We start from the raw sequence: 19,543 nt of genomic DNA on the forward strand, positions 1-19,543 counted from the left end.
GGACCGTTGAGGCCCGCATGCCGCGTATCAGCGTTCTGTTGCGTCCAGCAGCTTGTCGAGTTCGGCGATCACGATGTCAGGCGTTTCGATCGGTGTCAGGTGACGCGCGCCGGGGATGACCGTCAGCGTCGATCTCTCGATGCCTGCATGCAATGCACGCGACATGTCCGGCGGCGCAGCGTAGTCTTCTTCGCCGACGATCACCGCGCATGGCGCGCGTACGTTCGACAGCAACGCGCGACCATCGAAGGCGCCCAGCATCCTGCAAGTCGAAGCAAACGCATGCACGTCGTTGCGCAGAAACGTATCGACGCAGCGCTGCACGATATTCGGATGCGCCGCGCGGAATGCATCGCTGAACCAGCGTGTCGTCTGAAAGTCGACAAGGGGACCCAACCCGCCCTGCTCCGCCTTCACGGCACGCTGTTCCCAGTTCTGCGGTGCGGCCTCGCCATACCAGGCCGTCGTATCGATGAGGCCAACGGCGCGTGTCAGGCGCGGCCACGTCGCGGCGAATTGCAGCGCGACGCAGCCGCCCATCGACGCGCCCGCCACCAGCACGTTGTCGAAGCGGAATGCCGACACGACATCGTGCATGTCCTGCGCCATCTGCTCGACGCGATAGGGTCCAGGTGGCTTGTCGGATGCGCCGTGACCGCGCGCATCGACGGTCATCACGAGCGCGCGTTGCGCAAGACTCGCCACGACGGGCCGCCAGAAGTCGTGGTCCATGCCGAGCGAATGCACGAGCAGCACGCGTTGGCCGCTTTCGACATTGCCATGCACGCTGTATGCGATGCGCGTGCCGTCGCGCACACGGAGATGTCCCGAAACGACACCCTGCAAAACATCCATGAAAGCCCTCTCCACACGTTGCGCGTTGGCCGCGTTCGTCGCAGTCAGCTATGTCCGATCACGGGATGCGATTCGTACGGCGCTTCCAGTTCTGCGATCTCACCGGCGGACAGGATCACGTCGAGCGCCGCGACGGCGTCGTCCACATGCCTGACCTTCGTCGCGCCGACGACGGGTGCCGTTACGCCCTTGTGCAACAGCCACGCGTATGCGAGCGTCGCGTGCCTGACATCCCTTCGCGCGGCCAGCGCGCCCAGTTGCGCGAGCACGCGCGCGTCGCTGTCGCGGCAGTAGTACTTCTGCGCGACGTCGTCGGTCTTCGCGCGCAACGTCGAGTCTTGCGGTGCTGCATCCGTCCGTGACCTGCCCGAAAGAAAACCACGTGCGAGCGGACTCCACGGAATCACCGCGACACCCTGATCGCGGCACAGCGGGATCATTTCGCGTTCTTCCTCGCGATAGGCGAGGTTGTAGTGGTTCTGCATGCTGACGAACGGCGTCCAGCCGTTGTCGCGCGCAATCTGCTGGGCTTTGGCGAATTGCCATGCCGCCATGCTGCTCGCGCCCAGGTAGCGCACCTTGCCGGCCTTCACGATGTCGTGCAGCGCTTCCATCGTCTCTTCGAGCGGCGTGCCGTAGTCGAAGCGATGAATCTGATAGAGGTCGATATAGTCGGTGCCAAGCCTTGCGAGACTTTGATCGACCGCGTGCAGGATGCGCTTGCGCGACAGGCCATCTGCATTCGGATGCTTCGGCGGTTTGGCGCCGCCCGCCGCGCCGCCCTTGAATGCCATCTCGACGGGATAGAACACCTTGGTCGCGATCACCGCTTCTTCACGGCGGCAGAACTCGCGCACGAACTGGCCTGTCAGCACTTCGGACCGCCCGGCCGAATACATGTCGGCGGTATCGAAGTAATTGATGCCGAGTTCGACCGCGCGCTGCACGATCGGACGTGAAGCGGCTTCATCGAGCACCCACGGCCGCCATTCCGGCGTGCCATACGACATCATGCCCAGCGCGATACGCGACACAGCGAGCCCGCTGTTGCCCAGCTTGACGTATTCCATCGTGACGTTTTCCTTGAAACCTGCCGCTTCAGATCGGATAGATGATCGAGTTGCGAATCCATTCGCTGTCGAACACGCAGTTGCGCGCCTTGAACTTCAGGCCGTCAGGCGTGCGCTGGATCGTGTCGATATAGCGGCCCACGTTGAAGAGCTCGGAAAACGAATCGCGCTTCGTACGCAGCACGAGATAGTTCGCTTCGGCGCGAATTTCGTTGTCGTCCGCCGACACGATGCGAGGCGCCGACACGATATGCCGCTGATAGTACGGATCGTGATAGAGCGTTTCGCGAACCCCATAGACGCGATCGAGCAGCATCCCTTTGCCTTCGAGCCACATGATGCAAAGCGGCAGCTTCGCGTCGAAGTTCTCGCGCGACTGAATGCGATAGTCGCAATGCTCGACGAAGAAATCGGGCCAACGCCCGAACTCGCCCGCGTCGACGCATGCGCTGTATTCGCTGTGCAACGTCATCACGTCGAGCAGGTCCGCCTTCGGATCGGTGTGCTGCATAGGTCAGATCTCCATCAGCTTGCGCCAGTACGCGTACATGCCGCGCAGCACGTTCTCGGTAATCGTGTGGTTCGACTCGCTCCAGTCGCGTCCGCCCTGCTCCGCGATCGTCGTGCGTGCCTTGTCGCCGCTGTCGTACGACTCCTGGCAGAATTCGAGCACTTCGCCATCGTCCGCGGACACGTAGCCGGCGGGGCCGAACATGTTGGCCTGACGCATGCGGCGCGTCTCCATCTCGGCGTCGTCGTCTTCGAAGCCGAAGTGCGTCCAGACGAAATCGAACGCACCCGTGCCGCGCGGAATGATCTGCCGCACCGACATGCTGTTCGACTGCTGTTGCACGATCAGATTGGGAAAGAGCGTCAGCATCACGACGGTGGGACCGTTCCACCAGTCCTCGCGCTCGATGTCGATGATGCGTTCGTCGTTCAGGTGCATGTCGTCCTTGAAGCTGTGCAAGCCTTCGCTGACTGCCCCCTTGCCCGTCGCTTCGCGCGTCGATTCCATCGCGCCGTGGCGGCCATGCGCGTCCGTCACGATGCGCGACTTCTGGTCGCCGCGAATCAGGCCGAACATCAGGAACCACGTATGCAGCAGGCCGACGTGATACGGGTCCTTGATGTTCTCCTGCATCAGCTTCCAGTTGCCGGGAATGCGCTGACGCGCGTGGCCGTGAATCTTCAGCTTGCGCCCGTCGAACGTGCGGTCGAAGTACGGCAGGATCTGCGGGCCGAGATAGTCTTCGAGCGGCTCCACATCGTGATCGAACGATGCGAAGATCACGCCGTGACGTACCGCCACCTTGAGTTTGTTCAAGCCATGATTGGCGGGACTGAAATCGGCAGGCATGCCGCCGCGCACTTCGCCATCCTTCTTGAGTCCGCGCCGGAACGGCACACCCGTCAGGTTGCCTTTGAGGTCGTAGGTCCACTGGTGATACGGGCAGAGGAATTCTTTGCGATTGCCCGTGCGCTCCCGGCAGAATGCTGCACCGCGATGCGCGCAGATGTTCTCCACCGCGCTGACGGAACCGTCTTCGTTGCGCGCCAGAATGACGGAGCGCTCTCCGACCCACGTGCGTTTGAAATCACCCGCGTTCGGCAGTTCGGCTTCGAGACCGACGAAGCTCCAGTGCGGGCCGTAAAAGATCCGATCGAGTTCGCGGCGATAAACCGATTCGTCGGTATAGACCCAGAACGGGATGCGGCTCGATCCCTCGCCCTTCCACTTCGGAACGAACGAAATCGGAACGGGTTCCATGCTCATGCGTTGTCTCCAGAGTCGTTCTTGCTGGACACATGATCTGCGAGACACCCCAGACGACCAATAAACGCCCGCGAATGGACGATATAATCGCCAGCAATATCAGGACGAGAGCGATGGAACTACGAGATCTGGACCTCAACCTGCTGCTGGTGCTCGCCGAACTCGTGCGCGAGAAGAGCGTGTCGAAAGCGGCGGAGAATCTCGGTATGTCGCAACCCGGCATGAGCAACGCGCTGAACCGTTTGCGCGCGTTGCTGGGTGACGATCTGCTGCTGCGCACGGGCCGTGGCATGCAGCCCACGCCTTACGCGGAACGCCTCGCCGAACCGCTCAACGAAGCGTTGCGGCTGATTCACGGCGTCGTCAATCTGGAGATGGACTTCGATCCCGCGCGGAGCAATCGGAGCTTCACCATTGCGATGACGGATATCGGCGAGATCGATTTCCTCGCGAACCTGATGCGGGCGCTCGAACGCGTTGCGCCCGATGTGTCGATCAGCACCGTGCGCAAAGGCGAGTCGAATCTGAAGGACGAGCTTGAAACGGGCGCGGTCGATCTGGCGATCGGCTGGCTGCCCGATCTGAATGCCGGCATGTTCCAGCGCCGGCTGACCGCGAGCCAGTACGTTTGCGCGTTCCGCAAAGGCCATGCGCTCGACAAGGGCAGCATTACGCTGGAGGAATTCGCCCGCGCCGATCATCTCGTCGTGCTGGCGCCGCATACCGGACACATGATGATCGAGCACGATCTGGGACGCCTCGGCGTGCGTCGCAACGTAAAGCTGCGTATCCCGCACTTCGCCGCTGTCGGTCATATCCTGAGCGAGACGGATATGATCGCCGCGCTACCGGGACGGCTCGTGAACCACAGCATCGTGCCGTTCAATCTCGCGTGGGCGCCGTTGCCCATCAAGCTCGACCCGATACCCCTCAACGTCTTCTGGTCCGCCAAATATCATCGGGACCCTGCGAACCAGTGGCTGCGCGCGATGATGTTCGATACCTTCAGCGAAGGCGCGCCGCACGTTTCGCCCGATCAGGCCGTGCCGCTCCCCTAAAACAGCGGCCCTCGGCACATATTCAGCGGGCGAATATCGTCCATTCCCGTCACGTAGTTCCTGCCCGGCAGCCTCCCCCTTAAGATCGGCGAAAACCAGATCTCGAGGCGGGAGACATTCATGCAGTTGCACGTGCAACCCACCGGACAGTCGATCAGCTTCGCGTCCGGCGACAATCTGCTCGACACCCTGCGGCACGCGAATGTGCCGATCTCCTATAGCTGCTCTGCGGGCCGCTGCGGAACCTGCCGCTGCAAGCTGATCGGCGGAGCGTTGCAGGTGGGAAGCGAGCGCGTCGATCCATCTGCGCAAGACGTGCTTGCTTGCCAGGCGACGCTGACAAGCGACTGTACGATCGAAATTCCGGAGCCAGACGAAGTCGTCGTGCATCCGGCCCGCATCCTCAAGGGCATCGTCGAATCGGTCGATGCACCTGTACACGATGTACGCATCGTGCGATTTCGCACCAACCGTCCCCTGTCGTTTTCACCCGGTCAGTTCGCGACGCTGCAGTTCGCGCCAGGCCTCGAACGGCCGTATTCGATGGCTTCCGTCGAAGGCGACGATCTGCTCGAATTCCATATCCGTATCGTGCCGGGCGGACGTGTCAGCGAACACGTCGCGCAGGTGCTCAAGGCAGGCGACACCGTGCGTATCAGCGGCCCGCTCGGCACCTCTTATCTGCGCCGCACGCACGACGGCCCCATTGTTTGCGTCGGCGGCGGCACGGGGCTCGCTCCCGTGCTGTCGATTACACGCGCGTCGCTCGAAGCCGGCAATCGCCGTCCTGTGCATCTGTATTTCGGCGTGCGCTCGGAAGCCGACCTGTATGGCGCGCGCACGCTTGCCGATCTTCAGCAGCGGTATCCGAATCTGCGTGTGCAGATCGTCGTCGCGAGTGGTCCCGCACACGAAGGGCATCGCGCCGGACTCGTTCCCGATGCGATCGGCGCCGACTGGCTGGCCAGCGACGCTTTGCGCGATTTTCACGGCTACGTCTGCGGCGCGCCGCCGATGGTCGAAGCGGTGACGGCAGCGCTCGTCGCGAAAGGGCTGGCGGCGGCACGCATCTACGCCGACGCCTTCTTCGCGCAGCCGCAAGCCGTCGCCCAACCGGCGTGACATCACAACATCCATTTCAATCAGGAGACACCCCATGACGGAAGGCTGGATCGATGTAGCAGCACAGGCCGATCTCCCCGACAACGACGTCATCGCCGTCAAGGCCGGCGGGCGCGAAATTGCGCTGTATTCGGTCGACGGCGAGGTCTACGCAACCGACAACATCTGCACGCACGGACACGCGCGGCTGTGCGACGGCTTTCTCGAGGGCGGCGAGATCGAGTGTCCGCTGCATCAGGGACGCTTCGACGTGCGCACGGGCAAGGCGATGTGCGCGCCGCTGACGGACGACCTGCGTTCGTTTCCCGTCAGGATCGTCGATGCCCGCGTGATCGTGCAGATCGACTGAGGGCCTTCGCCTGCATCGGCGGCAACAGCATGTCTTGGGAGACAACATGGAATTGAACCTGAAGGACAAGGTCGCGATCGTCACGGGCGGCAACCGCGGCATCGGCGCAGGCGTCGCGCGCCAACTCGCGCGGGAAGGCATGCGGCTCGCACTGGTCGCGCGCGATGGCGACAAGCTCACTGCGATGGCTAACGCATTGCGTGAATCGAGCGACGCCAGTGTGCTGACCATCGCTTGCGATTTGCGCGAGCGCGAGGCGGCAGCGTCGGTGATCGAGCGAACGCTCGCGCGCTTCGGGCATCTCGATCTGCTCGTCAACAACGCGGGCGCCACGCGGCGCGGCGATTTCTTCGAACTGACCGACGATGACTGGGAGGACGGTCTTGCGCTCAAGCTGCATGGCTATGTGCGCATGACGCGCGCAGCCTGGCCGCAGCTCGCGAACATGCAGGGCACGGTGGTCAACATCGTTGGCGTCGGCGCATGGACGGGCATCGGCGAGTTCACCATTGGCGGCGTCGTCAACGCTGGCCTGATGAACTTCACGAAGGCGATGGCCGACCTCGGCAAACGCGACGGCGTTCGTGTGTGTGCTGTCAATCCCGGTCGCATCAGGACGGATCGCCTCGAACGCAACATCGCGCGCATTGCGCAGAACGAAGGCGTAGCACCGGAAGTCGCCACGCAAATGCTGCTCAACGAGTGCGGGATCAACCGATTCGGCTCGCCCGATGAAATCGGGCAGGCGGTTGCGTTCATGGCGTCTGACGCGGCATCGTTTGCGCAGGGCGCCATTCTCGACATCGACGGCGGCGAAACGCGCGCGATCTGACTTCACTTCAATGGCGGAACGCGCGCATGGCAGCGCTTCCCGCCTCGACCAGGAAGGACAATGAATTTGAACCTCGAAACGGACGGTGGCGTGTTCCACCGCCGCGAAGCGCCCGATGGCGCGCTTGCAGTTCGACTTTCACGCCTGCCCGATTTCCTCGACCACGGTACAGCCGATACCGATGAATACGACGCGCGCGACGCGTGCAACTTCGTCGGCTTCGTCGAGCTTTTCTATCTCTGGTGTTGTGTTCACGGAGCGAAAGAAACGTCGATGTCGCGTTTCGAATTATCGGCGACGCGTCTGGTCACGCTTTAGCGATATGACGTGCGCAGCATCTCGATTCTCAAGACCATTTCATTTAGCAGGCGGAGCACATGACCGAATTCACTGTCTCGAAGAACGGCAGCGAATGCCAGATCACCTTTGTTCAGCCTGAGGTCGGCAATACGCTGAGCTTAAGCGGACTGCATGCATTATCTGATTCGATCCGCGATGCGGGCCATGACCCTGCGATCAAGATCATCCGGGTCCGTGCGACGGGCGCCAATTTTTGCGGCGGTCGGGCCGCCAGCCCAGCACCGCAGACTCCACTGACGTCAGAACAGTTTCGGCGCACGGTGGCAGATCCGATTCTCGGCGTGTATCGCGCGTTGCATGAGAGCGAGGTTCCCGTGATTGCCGAAGTACAGGGCGATGCGCGTGGCTTTGGCTGTGCGCTCGTTGCTGCGTGTGATCTCGCTATTGCATCGGACGAGGCGCGGTTCAGTCTGCCGGAGATGCAGAAGAATCTGCCGCCGACGTTGGTGTGGTCCGTATTGCGGTATCGCGTTCTGCCGAAGGCGGCGGCTCATATGATTTATCTGGCCGATGCTGTCGATGCCAGGACGGCGCGGGAGTGGGGGTTTGTTGCGGAGGTTTTGCCTGCTGGCAGGCTGGCCGCGCGCGGTGATGCGATTAGTGCGTCTATTTGTTCGCGCGAGCGGATTGCGCTGAGCGCGCTCAAGGCGTATTTCCGGGAGATCGTGATGCCGCAGTTTTCGTTGGCGAGTGAGACGGCTGGGTTGATGTTGTCATCGGCAATGACGTCGATGGGCGATAAGTGATTATCGCCGGGGTGGGTTTGGTTTGGTTTGGTTTGCCTTTGCGCTGGCATCCGCGATTCGTTAGCGTGCTTCACGCGTCGCCCCTGTGCGGGGCGGCACCTACTTTTCTTTGCCGCCGCAAAGAAAAGTAGGCAAAAGAAAGCGGCTAACACCGCCAACATTTCTTCTTGCCTGAGGGCCCCCAACGGGTCTTACGCTTCACACGGCAATCACGTGACCCATGTTCGTTGCCAGCGCTCTTGCGCTGCGCCTCACCCGCTTCACGCACCCGCGCTGCACCACGCCGTGCCAGATATGCCACGGCCGCCCAGGTGGCAAACTGTGTGTCGGCCGTAGTGCCTCGCGCGCCTCACTTCGGACCGATAGCACATGCGTTCCACCCTGTAAGAGCGCTACCCTATACGACGCGACAACCTACACACAGTTTGCCACCTGGGCGGCACATGCCATTCGCTGCCGCTTGCCCGAGTACGGGTATTCGAAGCAGGTGAGGCGTTCATTCGAGGCGTTGGCAACGAACACCAACCAGAGCACTGCCGTGTGAAGCGTGGGGACGTTGGGGGCCCGTGGATAAGAACAAGGACTGGCGGTGTTAGCCGCTTTCTTTTGCCTACTTTTCTTTGCGGCGGCAAAGAAAAGTAGGTGCCGCCCCGCACAGGGGCGACGCTTGAAGCACGCTAACAAAGCGCGGATGCCAGCGAAAACACGAGCAAACCAAACCGCGTGCGCAGCAAACACCAACGACTATTGCGAATCATCGCCCTGATAGAACCTGCGCCCCGCCCCGGAACTGACAGAACCATCAACAACCCCACCATACCCACCGCCAGCCTTAGCGGCATTTAGCCGATTCTGCGCTGCCTGAATATTCTCCGGATAAGCAGTCGAATCCGAAGTCGAGGGGTTATACCCCGCATTCTCCAACTCAATAACCTGCTGCCGAACCTCGGCACGCGTAAGAGGCGCACTCGACTGCGCAAACGCGGCAAGTGGCAACAACAAAGCTGCAGAAATCGCAGCAACACTAACGATGAGTTTCATGGTGGCCTCCGATAGGGCTCTAGCGTAAACCCTATCTTACCCCCAGAAACGCGCACAACGCACCGCACGCCACGCAACCACGAAGCGCAACTCGTTACAGTCGATGACAGACGCCTTGCCGCGCCTCACATTCAGTTCACACTCGCTTCGTCGCAATGCTCCTTGCAGATCAAACCAGACAAACAAAAGCCCTTCATCTAAGGCGCAATCTCTTCCAGACTCCGTTCCCGCGTCTCCGTCATCTTCATCGCGCAAAGCGCACCAAACACGGCCACCATCGCGAACATCACAAACACCGAACCGATGCCTTGCTTATGCAGCAGCAACCCGGCCAACGACGGCCCGACAGCAGAAGCCAACCGTAGCCACGAAGTCGCGAGTCCTGTGCTGGTCGCGCGCATTCGAGTCGGATAAACCTCAGGCGTGTACAGATAGAGCACAGCCGCAATCGACCCAATCAGCCCATAGCTCAACGTTCCGAGCACCATCGCGGCCCATACATCGTGCGCGCCGAACAGCCCAAGACACGCAAACAGAACGGCAGCAACACAGAAAGCCGTCACGGTCCAGTTGCGTCGTCCAACGCGATCAATGACATAAGCACAAACGAGCAGCAACGCAACCTGCGCAATATTCGTCATCGATGCAGCACGCAGCGCCGTCTGCAACGGCAGGTGATAAAACGACCGGTACAGCGTAGGCAACCAGTTGTTGAGACTATTCGCGATGAAGAAGGCACTCGCCCACAACGCCCACACGACGAACGTGCGGCCGCGATAGAACGGCGACAACAATTCACGCCAGCCCGCGCGCGCATTCGCGGAAACATTGATCGGCTGCTTCCTCGGACCGGGCGCGATGCGGCGATCAGTGCTCGCTTCCATTGCGCTGACGACGGTTTCCGCTTCGTCGAGGCGTCCTCTCGCAATCAGCCAGCGCGGCGACTCCGGCAAGCGGGAAACCAGCACCGCGATCAACAGGCCCGGCACCGCGCCGATCCAGAACATGATCTTCCATCCAACGAGCGGCACGAGCCACGCGCCAAGCTGTCCCGTCGCCATCAGTCCAACGGGGAAAATCAACTCGTACAGCAGAAAGTACTTGCCCCGCCCGTGCGCATTCGATAGCTCGCTGATGTAAGTCGCCGCGACAGGCATCTCGCCACCCACGCCGATCCCCTGCACGAACCGGCACACAAGCAGCATCGCGAAGCTGCCGCTCATCGCGCAGCCCATGCTCATGACCGACATGATCGCAATCGCGATGGTCGCGCTGCGAATCCGCCCCCGCCGCTCGGCGTACCAGCCGAATATCAGCGCGCCGACGAATTGCCCGATATAACTCGCGCCGATCAGCACGCCGATTTCGAGCGGCTCGATATGCCACAGGCCGATCAGCACGGGCAGCACGAAAGCGATCGACAGCGCATCGAAGGCGTCGAAGAACGTCGCGCTGCCGATGATGATCCGCGCCTTCGTATGCCAACGCGAGAACGGCACGCTCTCGATACGCCGGATCAGCGCCTCTTTCGCCGCATCTGCCGTAGCCTGAACGGTCGCAGTCTGCGTGCCCTCCTGTCTCACTGCGCCCTGCAGCGCATTGCTTTCGTGCATCGTCGTCTCCTCTGCCGTTATTTTTGTTAGTGCAACGCGTACACGGCGATCAATGCAATCACGACCACGAGGCCCAAGGCCCATGTCCATGTCTTGCCGCCCGCGCTTCGCGCCGGTTGCGCAGACGATGGCGCAGACGAGGACGAATGCGTCGTCGCCGGGCCCGATGCGTTATCGGCCGGCATCGCCGCGTCATCAACGGCTACCTGCTCCTGCGGACCGACGACAGCCGCCGTGAAGCGGCCAAAGAAGTCTTCAGCCATCTTCCGTGCGACACCGTCGATCAAACGCGCGCCGACCTGCGCGAGACGCCCGCCCACCTGCGCATGCGAGCGGTACACGAGTCGCGTGCCGGCGCTATCGGTCAGCAGGTCGACATGCGCGCCGCCCTTGCCGAAACCGGCCGCGCCGCCCGATCCTTCGAAGGTCATCGAATACGATTGCGGCGGCTGCAAATCGGTCAGCACCATCTTGCCCTTGAAGCGCGCCTTGATCGGGCCGACACTCGCGGCCATCACCATCTGAAACTGGTTGTCGTCGACGCGTTCGAACGACTCGCATCCCGGCACCGATGCCTTGAGAATCTCCGGGTCGTTCAACGCAGCCCATACGCGTTCGCGCGGTAGCGGCAGAATCTGTTCGCCTGTCAGTTCCATCTGTCATTCTCCTTGTCAGCCGCCGTCAAAGGCGCGTCTTTCTGCGCGCCGGAAAAAACAGCGGCCTGCATGATCTGTATCCGGCGCGTGGCCGCGCCGCTTAGTACCTCTCGCGCCGCATCAGCCGAGAATGTGTTCCCACCTGGCGCGCGTCTTTTCCTGCAATTCCTTGCTGGCTTCCGCGACTTGCGGAAACTCGTGAAGAAAATCGAACGGACGGCATGCGTCGATGATCGCCTTCGAATTGAACGGCGCCTTGTACGGGTTCGCGATCGACATCGGGTCGTTCTTCGAACCCATCCCGCGTTTGACGATGTCGATATCGATATCCGGGTCCGTGCGTGTTGCGACGGCCCACATCACTTCCTGCAGGTTGGCGGGATCGATATCGTCGTCGACCACGATCGAATAGCGCGACATGTACGCGCCCACGCCGCACTGGCTGAGAATATGTCCTGCCTGCCGCGCGTGGCCTGCGTAACGCTGACGGATCGCGACGACGTTGAACATGCGCGCGCCGCCGATCTCATGCGCCCACACGCCCGCGACGTCCGGCACGCCCGCGGCCTGCAGTGCATCGACGAGCAGCGCCGAACGCATCACGGCCTTCGAATACGAATAATCGTTGGGCGGCTTCGCGGGCGGGCTGCCCATGATGATGGGGTTGTTACGGTAGTAGATGCGTTCGATCGTCACGACGGGCGCGGTCTCCGCCTTGCCCGGGTAGTAGCCGTGAAATTCGCCGAACGGTCCTTCGATTTTCACGTCGCCGGGATGCGCGTAGCCTTCGATCACGATTTCCGACGCGGCCGGAAACGGCAGCTCCGTCAACTGCCCCTTCACCACTGAAACGGGCTGCTTCAATATCGCGCCGATGTAGTTGTACTCGCACATGCCGAACGGCACTTCGATGCCCGAAATCAGATAGCCGAGCGGGTCGCAGCCGATCACGATCGCAACCGGGAACGGCTTGCCCGCTTTCATGTGCTTGTCGTACTGGATCGCGCCGTGCTTGCCCGGAATCATGTCGAGGCCGACGTGATTTTTGTCGTGGATCATCACGCGATAGGTGCCAACGTTGATCCAGTCGGAGTCGAGATCTTTCGTGACGACCATGCAACCCGTGCCGATGTAGCGGCCACCGTCCTTCTCATGCCACAGCGGCGCGGGAAACGAGAACAGGTCCACGTCGGCGCCTGACTGAACGTTGTCGAACACAGGACCGCTCGCCGTCGTCACGGGTTCGTATTCCGGCGCATGAGCCTGCCATTGCTTCGGCTTGCCGCGCAGCGTCTCCACTAGCGCACGGTGCGTGGCCTGATGTCCCACGCGCAAGATCGACGAAAGCCGCGCCGGGCTCGCGGTGCTGCATGTCAGCACACGATGTCCCTGCGGATAACCAGGAATGTCGTCGAATAGCAGCGCGGCAGGCCGCTCCTTCTTCACGTTCAGCTCGCTGATCGCGCCCAGCTCCAGGTTCCAGTCGGCGCCCGATACGTCGGTCAATTCGCCGAGCGCGCGCGCCTCGTCGAGCCATGCACGCAGATCCAGCGAATGAGTGTTCGAGTTCTTTGTCACGTCCTATGTCTCCTTGTACTGCGTTTCCTGACGGGCGTTACATGCCGGTAGCGCGACGCCCGAAAGCTGCCTCATCGCAACATTGAGCAACATTGAGGCAACGCATTACGCCGCGCAAACGACCATCGTTCATGTCGGGGATGAGAAGGATTCATGCGATGCGGCGAATCAGTCGAGTTCGCCGCCGGGCGGGTTCGATGGCTCGCGCCGCCCATAACCGCCCGCGTATTTGAACGTGCCTTGTGCCGTAGCGATCAGCGTCTTCGAATCGATCCACGCTTCGCCGCGCGCGAAGAAGATCGAGCGGCCCTTGCGTTCGAGAATGCCTCTGCCGATCAAGGTCGAGCCAACGCCCTTGTCGAGGAAGTTCAGCGTCAACGACAAGGTCACGCCGTGAATGGGCCTTTGCGGGTCGGCGCTGTACAGGCCGGCGTATCCACAGGCGGCGTCGAGCAAGGTGGCCACCACGCCGCCCTGCAGCACGCGCTGTCGATTCAGCAATTCAGGCTGGAGTTCCAGGCGAAATTCCGCGTAGCCTTCACGCCAGTCGCTACGCGTCATGCCGAGGCTGGCAAGAAACGGATTTTCCAGCACATCGATGTCCATCGTTATTCTCCCTTCTGCGAGCGAACGGCACGTCCCGCTCGCCGCTTCTTGTTGTCCTTGCACAGCGTGCGTTGCAAACCGCGTGCAGGGCCGCGGATCGCCCGCACACCGCCGCTGGATATCGGATGTTCCGGGTTTGCAACAATTGATTCATCTGGGCCAATAGAGGACGCTTCGTCCAACGGGACCAAGAGTGCATGAGCGCTTTCGGCATGCGCAAACTAACTTTTCTCATGCCGGCATGAAAAAGTTTCATTTCCGCAGGGGTCGTATCGAGCCGATCATCCGTGCATCCGGCGGCTTTCAGCCTGGGCAGCCGCCGGGCGCTTGCACGGCCGCGCAGCGCATCGGAATCCGCCGATGAAACCCGCTACAATCCGTTACCAGGTGACTTGTATGGCGCTGACATCTAGATGAGACCCTACATACCCTCTCTGCAGAGCTTGCTTGCGTTCGAGGCCGCATCGCGACACCTGAGCTTCACCCGCGCCGCACAGGAACTCGAGCTGACGCAAACGGCCATCAGTCATCAGATCAAAACGCTCGAGGAACGGCTCGAAGTGAAGCTGTTCGTGCGCCGCCGCAATGTCCTGACGCTGACGCCTGCCGCACGCGAGTATCTCGACTCCGTACACGAGGCGATCAATCTGCTGTCCATCGCAACCGCGCATGCGCGCAAGAAGAAGCCGAGCACGGTGCTCACGGTCACGTGCCTGCCCACGTACGCGGTCAAATGCCTGATCCCCGCGCTGCCCGAATTCCAGCGCGCTTACCCCGACATCACGGTACACGTCGCCACCAGTTCCACCTTCAACGAGTTCGACCGCAACAGCTACGACGTGGCGATCCGTTATGGTTCCGGCCGCTGGGCGTCGGCGCGCTCGGACCGGCTGCATGGCGAGGAGTTCTTTCCCGTGTGCTCGCCCGCCGTGCTCGAAGAAGCGGGCAAGTTCGGCTCGGTCGCGGAAGGTCTCGCGCGCATGCGGCAGATTCGCACCTACTTCTATTCGATGTATCAGGACGACTGGCCCGCGTGGCTCGAAGCCGCCGTGCGCGAGCCCGTCGAATTCGCGGGCGAGTCGGTGTTCCACCTGCAACTGACATCGCTCGCCGCAGCCTGCGACGGCGTCGGCATTGCCATTGGCCGCACGCCGCTGGTCGACGGCGATCTGGCGAGCGGCAAGCTCGTCGCGCCGTTCGATGTGCGCGTGCCGTCCAGTTCAGCGTATTTCGTCTCCTCGCCCAACGACAAGGCGCGCACGAAGAAGGTCGAGCTATTCCGCGAATGGGCGCTCGCGCGTCTCGGCGAAAACCATGCCCCGGACAGCGCGGCGACGCCGCGCCGCGTCATGGCGCCGTCCGTGCCGGAGCCTTGCTGAGTTCATGTCGAGCGCCCGTCAACCCGTAGCCGACCCGACCTGGCGCACCGTTGCCGCTCTGCTCGAACAGCACCGGCTGGAAACGCCTGACAAGCCCGCGATCGTGGATGTCGACGGGCAGGTCAGCATGAGCTTCGAACAGCTTGCGCAAGCCGTCGACGCGATCGCCCGGCAACTCGCGCAGCGCGGCGTAACGAAGGGCACGCGCGTCGTGCTCGCCGACTGTGAGGCGCCCGACAAGCTGCTGCTGTGGCTCGGCGCGTGGCGCCTTGGCGCAATCGTATGTCCGCTCGACGTGCTCTTCATCGGCCACGAGACGGCGCGCAAGCTGCTCGACACAATTCAGCCTGACCTCGTCGTGTTTCCGGACGACGCGGCCAATACGGACGTCGCGGGCGCGCATGTGCGTGTGGTGCGCTTTGCTTCATGGACATTGCCGGATCGAGTGCGCGCTATTCGCGGCGACGATTCAATCACCCTCGCCCTCAAGCCGGGCGATACACAGTCGCTCGACACGACGCCTTTGCCAGACGCCGCAACCGTATCCGACGCGAGCGATATCGCGTCGATGTGCTGCACGTCGGGCACGACGGGCATTCCGAAGATCGTCGTCTACGACCACGCGTGCTACTGGCTCAACGGACTCGACAGCATCGACCTGCTCGGCCTGAGCCGCGACGACCGCATGCTCGAATACCGTTCATTCGACTGGTACTCCGCGCAGATACTCAGCTTCATTCCCTTTCTGCAACTCGGCTCGACGCTGTGCGTCGCGCGGCGTTTCTCGCGCAGCCGTTTCGGCGACTGGATTCGCGAGCAGCAAGTCACGGTGTGCGCGGGCGTGCCGACGGTGCTCAATATGCTGCTCGAAGCGCCACTCGACATGCCTGCCGGCACCTTCGCCTCGCTGCGCGCGATGACATGCAGCACGGCGCCGCTGTCGCCCGTTCAGTGGCGTCGATTCGAACAGTTGTACGGCATCCGCATCCTGAACCTGTATGGATCGTCGGAAGCGGGATGGATGTGCGGCAACCGGCTACAGCGGCGCAAGATCGGCACGGTCGGCTATCCGGCCGCGCACATCGCGTTCGATATCGTCGATCCCGAAGGCGTCTCGTGCGGCCCCGAAGTCGAAGGCCAGGTCGTGGTGAACGGCGCGAAGCTCGCGCTCGGCGTGTTGCAACGCGACGGCTCGCTGCTGCCGATACGCGGCACGCCGCTGTTCACCCGCGATATCGCCGCGCGTGACGCGCAAGGCTTCGTGCGCATGGCCGCCCGCATGGACGACCTCATCATTCGCGGCGGCGTCAAGATCGTGCCGCAGGAAATCGAAGACGTGATGCGCGCGCATCCGCAGGTCCAGGACGTCGCGGCGCTGGGTGTGCCCGACCCCGTGTACGGACAGGAAACCGTGTGCTTCGTGGTCGCGCAGCCGGGCGCCGCGCCGGATGGAAAAGCGTTGCGCGCGCATTGCCGCGAGCGTCTCGCGCGAGAGAAGTTACCGAAGGAAGTCTTCGTGATCGCAGCGCTGCCGCGCAGCGCACGCGGCAAGATCCTGCGCGACGCGCTGCGTCAGCAGTGGTGGCAGATCGTCAATTCGCGGCGCGATCTGTCCGAACCGGAGTGCGAATAGGCGCGCCGCGCCCGGTTCAGTGCGCCTCGGCCAGCACCGGACACAACGCGCCCGGTTCCAGTTCGCGCTTCGCCTGCGCGACCTCCAGCGAATGCGGCAGCCTCACGCCATTCCGCGCGGCCGTCATTTCCGCTGCAATCGACACCGCGATTTCCGGCGGCGTCCTGCTGCCGATATAGATACCCGCCGGGCCATGCAGCCGCGCCAGTTGCGCGTCGTTCAGCTCGAACAGCCTGAGCCGTTCGCGCCGCGCGTCGCTGTTGCGGCGCGAGCCGATTGCCGCGACGTAGAACGCGTCGGTCTGCAGGGCATCGATCAGCGCGAGATCATCGAGCTTCGGGTCGTGCGTCAACGCAACCACGGCGCTGTGCCCGTCGAGACGCATGTCGAGCACCGTGTCATCGGGCATGGTCCGCACGATGCGCACGCCCGGCATCGACCACGCATCGGCGTATTCCTCGCGCGGATCGCACACGGTCACCTGATAACCGAGCCCGCTTGCGATGACGGCCAGGAAGCGCGACAGGTCGCCCGCGCCGATGATGAGCAACCGATAGCGCGGACCATGCACGCTCACCAGCGTCTTACCGTCGAAGCGCAATTGCTCGTCGGGCAATGCGTGGCGCAGCCGCGCGCGCCCGCTCGCAAGATCCAGCTCGCGCGCGATCAGATTGCCGTCCGCGATCTGATCGCGCAGTTCGATCATCGCTGTCAGCGACGCATCCCCCGCCAGCGGCTCGATCACCAGTTGCATCGTGCCGCCGCACGGCAGGCCGAAGCGCCGCGCTTCCTCTGCGCTGACGCCATAGGTCACGACTTCGGGCCGCTCGCCCGTCAGTATCTGCGCACGGGCGCGCTCCATCAGATCGTCTTCGATGCAGCCGCCCGATACCGACCCGCTCACCACGCCATCGTCGCGCATCGCGAGCCACGCGCCGACGGGCCGTGGGCTCGAACCCCACGTGCGCGTCACCGTCACGAGCGCGACGCGTCGTCCCGCCTTGAGCCAGTCGACGGCGTGATGCAGCACGGTCACGTCGATGCTGTCCATCGTCTCCTCCGTCAAGCCGCCCCGTTCAGGCGGCGCGATACGCGACCATCTGCAACTCGACGAGAAAGCCATGATGCAGTTCGGGCACGGGCACGACGGCGCGTGCAGGCTTGTGCGCGCCGAAATACTCCGCGTACAGGCGGTTGAATTCCGGCCAGTTCTTCACATCGACGATATACGCCGTGCATTGCACGACGTCTGTCAGTCCGCAGCCCGCTTCCTCGAGCACGTTCCGGCAGTGTGCGAGCGTCGCGCGCACCTGGCGCTCGAAATTGTCGGGACCGTCGGTGGCGACGCCGGGTCCGGGCAGCATGCCCGAGACGAACGTGAAGCCGCCTGCCTGCGTGGCTTGTGAATAGTGACCGCCCGGGGACGGCGCCTTCTCGGTGAAAATAAAGTTCATTGTCAGACCTGTTCGGGTAAGGGTTTGCCGCGCGTCTCCGGCAGCCATGGCGCGAGCACCAGACCGACGAGATAGATGAAGCCGACCGTGACGGCCGCATGACCATAGCCGCCGAAGCGGGCGATCAGCGTGCCGGCGACGAGCGGCCCCGTCCATGCGAGAAAACGCGGAACATTGAAACACAACGCGATCGCCGTGCCGCGCACGCGCGTCGGATAGAGTTCCGGCAGCCACGTCGGCATCCACGTGTACTGGCCGAGGCTGAAGAAGCCCGACACGCAGGCGACCGCGAGCAGCAACGCGACATCGTGCGTCCACATGAAGAGCACGGGCGTGATGATGAACGCCATCGCGAAGAACAGGCAAGTGATGCGCTTGCGTCCGTAGGCGTCAGCGAGAAAACCGAGGCCGATATAGCCCGCAATCGCGCCAACGTTGTAGGCCATGCCCGCGAAGCTGGCCCACTGGTCGGCACGCAGGCCTGCGTGCGCCGCCACCGCGCCGATATAAGGCGGCACCCACGTCGAAATGCCCCACCAGCCGAGCGTCGTGCTGAGCGACATCAACACTGCGATCCACGTTCTGCGACGCAGCTTCGGGTCGGCGAGCAGATCGCTCAGCGTGAAGCGCGCGAGCGCCTGTTCACGGTCGTCGAGCGACGCGCCCGCTTTCTTGCGTTCGCGCGTGGCCTTGCGCTGCGCGTGTACGCGCTCCCACTGCGTCGATTCGGGAATGCCCGCGCGCATCCACAGCGTCGCGAGCCCGGGCAGCACGCCGATCAGATACATGTAGCGCCACGCGTGATCGCCCGTGCCGCTCATGAAAAGCCATATCAGCGACGCGATGAAAAAGCCCATCCCGAGTCCGCACTGCATGAGTCCGGCGCCTTTGCCGCGATGCCGGTCGGGCCAGATTTCGGCGGTCATCGCCGTGCCCGTCGCCCACTCGGAGCCCATCGCGAGGCCAACGATAAAGCGCAGTGCCGCGAACGACGTCCAGTCCCACGCGAACGCGCTCAGACCCGTCGTGAGCGAGTAGGCGAGAATCGCGAGCATCATCATCCGCTTGCGGCCGATGTAGTCGGTCAGTATGCCGCCGACGAGGCCGCCGATGCCCCAGCCGAGCAGCGTCAGCGCGATCACGAGCCCCGCATAGAACGGAATCTGCGCGTGCGCGGCCGGCTCGAGCAACTGGCCGAGCGCGACGCCTACGGTAAGCACCAGCGCATACGTCTCATAGCCGTCGAAGAACCAGCCGAGATTGGACGCGGCGAGCGCGCTCCATTGCTGGCGGTTGATCGAGCGATACCACACGACGTTCGCGTCGGCGTCGCGTGCCTGCACGCGCACGCCGCCGGACGTCTCCTCCAGGGGTTGCTGCATCGACCGTCTCCTGTCCCATGCCAGGCTGTGGA

At 62.9% G+C, this 19,543-nt stretch carries 20 protein-coding genes; 8 read left to right on the forward strand and 12 right to left on the reverse strand.

Features of this window, described 5'->3' with window-relative positions; all coding sequences use genetic code 11:
- Positions 1 to 27 precede the first annotated feature (27 nt).
- Genes C2L65_RS39060 through C2L65_RS39075 form a run of 4 tightly spaced genes read right to left on the reverse strand, consistent with a single transcriptional unit; the run spans position 28 to position 3,702 of the window.
- Positions 28 to 855 (reverse strand): alpha/beta fold hydrolase, encoded by an 828-nt coding sequence (locus C2L65_RS39060; RefSeq protein ID WP_042316761.1) that lies wholly within the window; start codon positions 853 to 855, stop codon positions 28 to 30.
- Between the two features lie 44 nt (positions 856 to 899).
- Positions 900 to 1,925: an aldo/keto reductase gene (locus tag C2L65_RS39065; RefSeq protein WP_042316763.1), complete on the reverse strand. Its 1,026-nt coding sequence runs from the start codon at positions 1,923 to 1,925 to the stop codon at positions 900 to 902.
- 28 nt (positions 1,926 to 1,953) lie between these two features.
- Positions 1,954 to 2,436 (reverse strand): aromatic-ring-hydroxylating dioxygenase subunit beta, encoded by a 483-nt coding sequence (locus C2L65_RS39070; RefSeq protein ID WP_042316765.1) that lies wholly within the window; start codon positions 2,434 to 2,436, stop codon positions 1,954 to 1,956.
- 3 nt (positions 2,437 to 2,439) lie between these two features.
- Positions 2,440 to 3,702, reverse strand: coding sequence for an aromatic ring-hydroxylating oxygenase subunit alpha (locus C2L65_RS39075; RefSeq protein WP_420852535.1), 1,263 nt, complete (start codon positions 3,700 to 3,702; stop codon positions 2,440 to 2,442).
- A 113-nt stretch (positions 3,703 to 3,815) separates the two neighbouring features.
- On the opposite strand from C2L65_RS39075, the gene C2L65_RS39080 reads away from it, so the two are divergent.
- From C2L65_RS39080 to C2L65_RS39105, 6 genes are all read left to right on the forward strand, one after another.
- Positions 3,816 to 4,760, forward strand: a complete 945-nt coding sequence (locus C2L65_RS39080; protein ID WP_042316768.1) for a LysR family transcriptional regulator — start codon at positions 3,816 to 3,818, stop codon at positions 4,758 to 4,760.
- Between the two features lie 120 nt (positions 4,761 to 4,880).
- Positions 4,881 to 5,882 (forward strand): 2Fe-2S iron-sulfur cluster-binding protein, encoded by a 1,002-nt coding sequence (locus C2L65_RS39085; protein WP_042316770.1) that lies wholly within the window; start codon positions 4,881 to 4,883, stop codon positions 5,880 to 5,882.
- A gap of 34 nt (positions 5,883 to 5,916) precedes the next feature.
- Positions 5,917 to 6,231: a non-heme iron oxygenase ferredoxin subunit gene (locus tag C2L65_RS39090; RefSeq protein ID WP_042316773.1), complete on the forward strand. Its 315-nt coding sequence runs from the start codon at positions 5,917 to 5,919 to the stop codon at positions 6,229 to 6,231.
- Between the two features lie 46 nt (positions 6,232 to 6,277).
- The gene (locus C2L65_RS39095) at positions 6,278 to 7,063 is read left to right on the forward strand and encodes an SDR family oxidoreductase (protein WP_052427050.1); all 786 of its coding nucleotides are present in this window, start codon (positions 6,278 to 6,280) and stop codon (positions 7,061 to 7,063) included.
- Between the two features lie 60 nt (positions 7,064 to 7,123).
- Positions 7,124 to 7,381: a hypothetical protein gene (locus C2L65_RS39100; protein ID WP_042316775.1), complete on the forward strand. Its 258-nt coding sequence runs from the start codon at positions 7,124 to 7,126 to the stop codon at positions 7,379 to 7,381.
- A 59-nt stretch (positions 7,382 to 7,440) separates the two neighbouring features.
- Complete coding sequence (locus tag C2L65_RS39105; protein WP_042316777.1) at positions 7,441 to 8,169, forward strand: enoyl-CoA hydratase/isomerase family protein; 729 nt, start codon at positions 7,441 to 7,443, stop codon at positions 8,167 to 8,169.
- 744 nt (positions 8,170 to 8,913) lie between these two features.
- Here C2L65_RS39105 and C2L65_RS39110 read toward each other — a convergent pair.
- The 5 genes from C2L65_RS39110 to C2L65_RS39130 all read right to left on the reverse strand — a co-directional run bounded on the left by C2L65_RS39110 (position 8,914) and on the right by C2L65_RS39130 (position 13,663).
- Positions 8,914 to 9,210, reverse strand: coding sequence for a DUF4148 domain-containing protein (locus C2L65_RS39110; RefSeq protein WP_042305174.1), 297 nt, complete (start codon positions 9,208 to 9,210; stop codon positions 8,914 to 8,916).
- A gap of 197 nt (positions 9,211 to 9,407) precedes the next feature.
- Complete coding sequence (locus C2L65_RS39115) at positions 9,408 to 10,823, reverse strand: MFS transporter (protein WP_042305175.1); 1,416 nt, start codon at positions 10,821 to 10,823, stop codon at positions 9,408 to 9,410.
- Between the two features lie 26 nt (positions 10,824 to 10,849).
- Positions 10,850 to 11,479, reverse strand: coding sequence for an SRPBCC family protein (locus C2L65_RS39120; RefSeq protein WP_042305176.1), 630 nt, complete (start codon positions 11,477 to 11,479; stop codon positions 10,850 to 10,852).
- 120 nt (positions 11,480 to 11,599) lie between these two features.
- On the reverse strand, positions 11,600 to 13,057 hold the full coding sequence (locus tag C2L65_RS39125) for a UbiD family decarboxylase (RefSeq protein WP_042305177.1): 1,458 nt from the start codon (positions 13,055 to 13,057) through the stop codon (positions 11,600 to 11,602).
- Between the two features lie 168 nt (positions 13,058 to 13,225).
- Positions 13,226 to 13,663, reverse strand: coding sequence for a PaaI family thioesterase (locus C2L65_RS39130; RefSeq protein ID WP_042305178.1), 438 nt, complete (start codon positions 13,661 to 13,663; stop codon positions 13,226 to 13,228).
- A 413-nt stretch (positions 13,664 to 14,076) separates the two neighbouring features.
- Between C2L65_RS39130 and C2L65_RS39135 the strand changes: the two genes are divergently transcribed.
- Both C2L65_RS39135 and C2L65_RS39140 read left to right on the forward strand, forming a co-directional pair.
- Positions 14,077 to 15,042 (forward strand): LysR substrate-binding domain-containing protein, encoded by a 966-nt coding sequence (locus C2L65_RS39135; RefSeq protein ID WP_042305179.1) that lies wholly within the window; start codon positions 14,077 to 14,079, stop codon positions 15,040 to 15,042.
- Positions 15,043 to 15,046: 4 nt separating this feature from the next.
- Positions 15,047 to 16,675: a class I adenylate-forming enzyme family protein gene (locus C2L65_RS39140; protein ID WP_042305180.1), complete on the forward strand. Its 1,629-nt coding sequence runs from the start codon at positions 15,047 to 15,049 to the stop codon at positions 16,673 to 16,675.
- Between the two features lie 16 nt (positions 16,676 to 16,691).
- On the opposite strand, the gene C2L65_RS39145 is transcribed toward C2L65_RS39140, so the two are convergent.
- Genes C2L65_RS39145 through C2L65_RS39155 form a run of 3 tightly spaced genes read right to left on the reverse strand, consistent with a single transcriptional unit; the run spans position 16,692 to position 19,511 of the window.
- The gene (locus C2L65_RS39145) at positions 16,692 to 17,726 is read right to left on the reverse strand and encodes an XdhC family protein (protein ID WP_042305181.1); all 1,035 of its coding nucleotides are present in this window, start codon (positions 17,724 to 17,726) and stop codon (positions 16,692 to 16,694) included.
- A 25-nt stretch (positions 17,727 to 17,751) separates the two neighbouring features.
- On the reverse strand, positions 17,752 to 18,129 hold the full coding sequence (locus tag C2L65_RS39150; RefSeq protein ID WP_007586878.1) for a RidA family protein: 378 nt from the start codon (positions 18,127 to 18,129) through the stop codon (positions 17,752 to 17,754).
- A gap of 2 nt (positions 18,130 to 18,131) precedes the next feature.
- Positions 18,132 to 19,511 (reverse strand): MFS transporter, encoded by a 1,380-nt coding sequence (locus C2L65_RS39155; RefSeq protein WP_042305182.1) that lies wholly within the window; start codon positions 19,509 to 19,511, stop codon positions 18,132 to 18,134.
- Between the last annotated feature and the right edge of the window lie 32 nt (positions 19,512 to 19,543).

The sequence above is a fragment of the Paraburkholderia terrae genome (assembly GCF_002902925.1).
Lineage (GTDB): Bacteria > Pseudomonadota > Gammaproteobacteria > Burkholderiales > Burkholderiaceae > Paraburkholderia > Paraburkholderia terrae.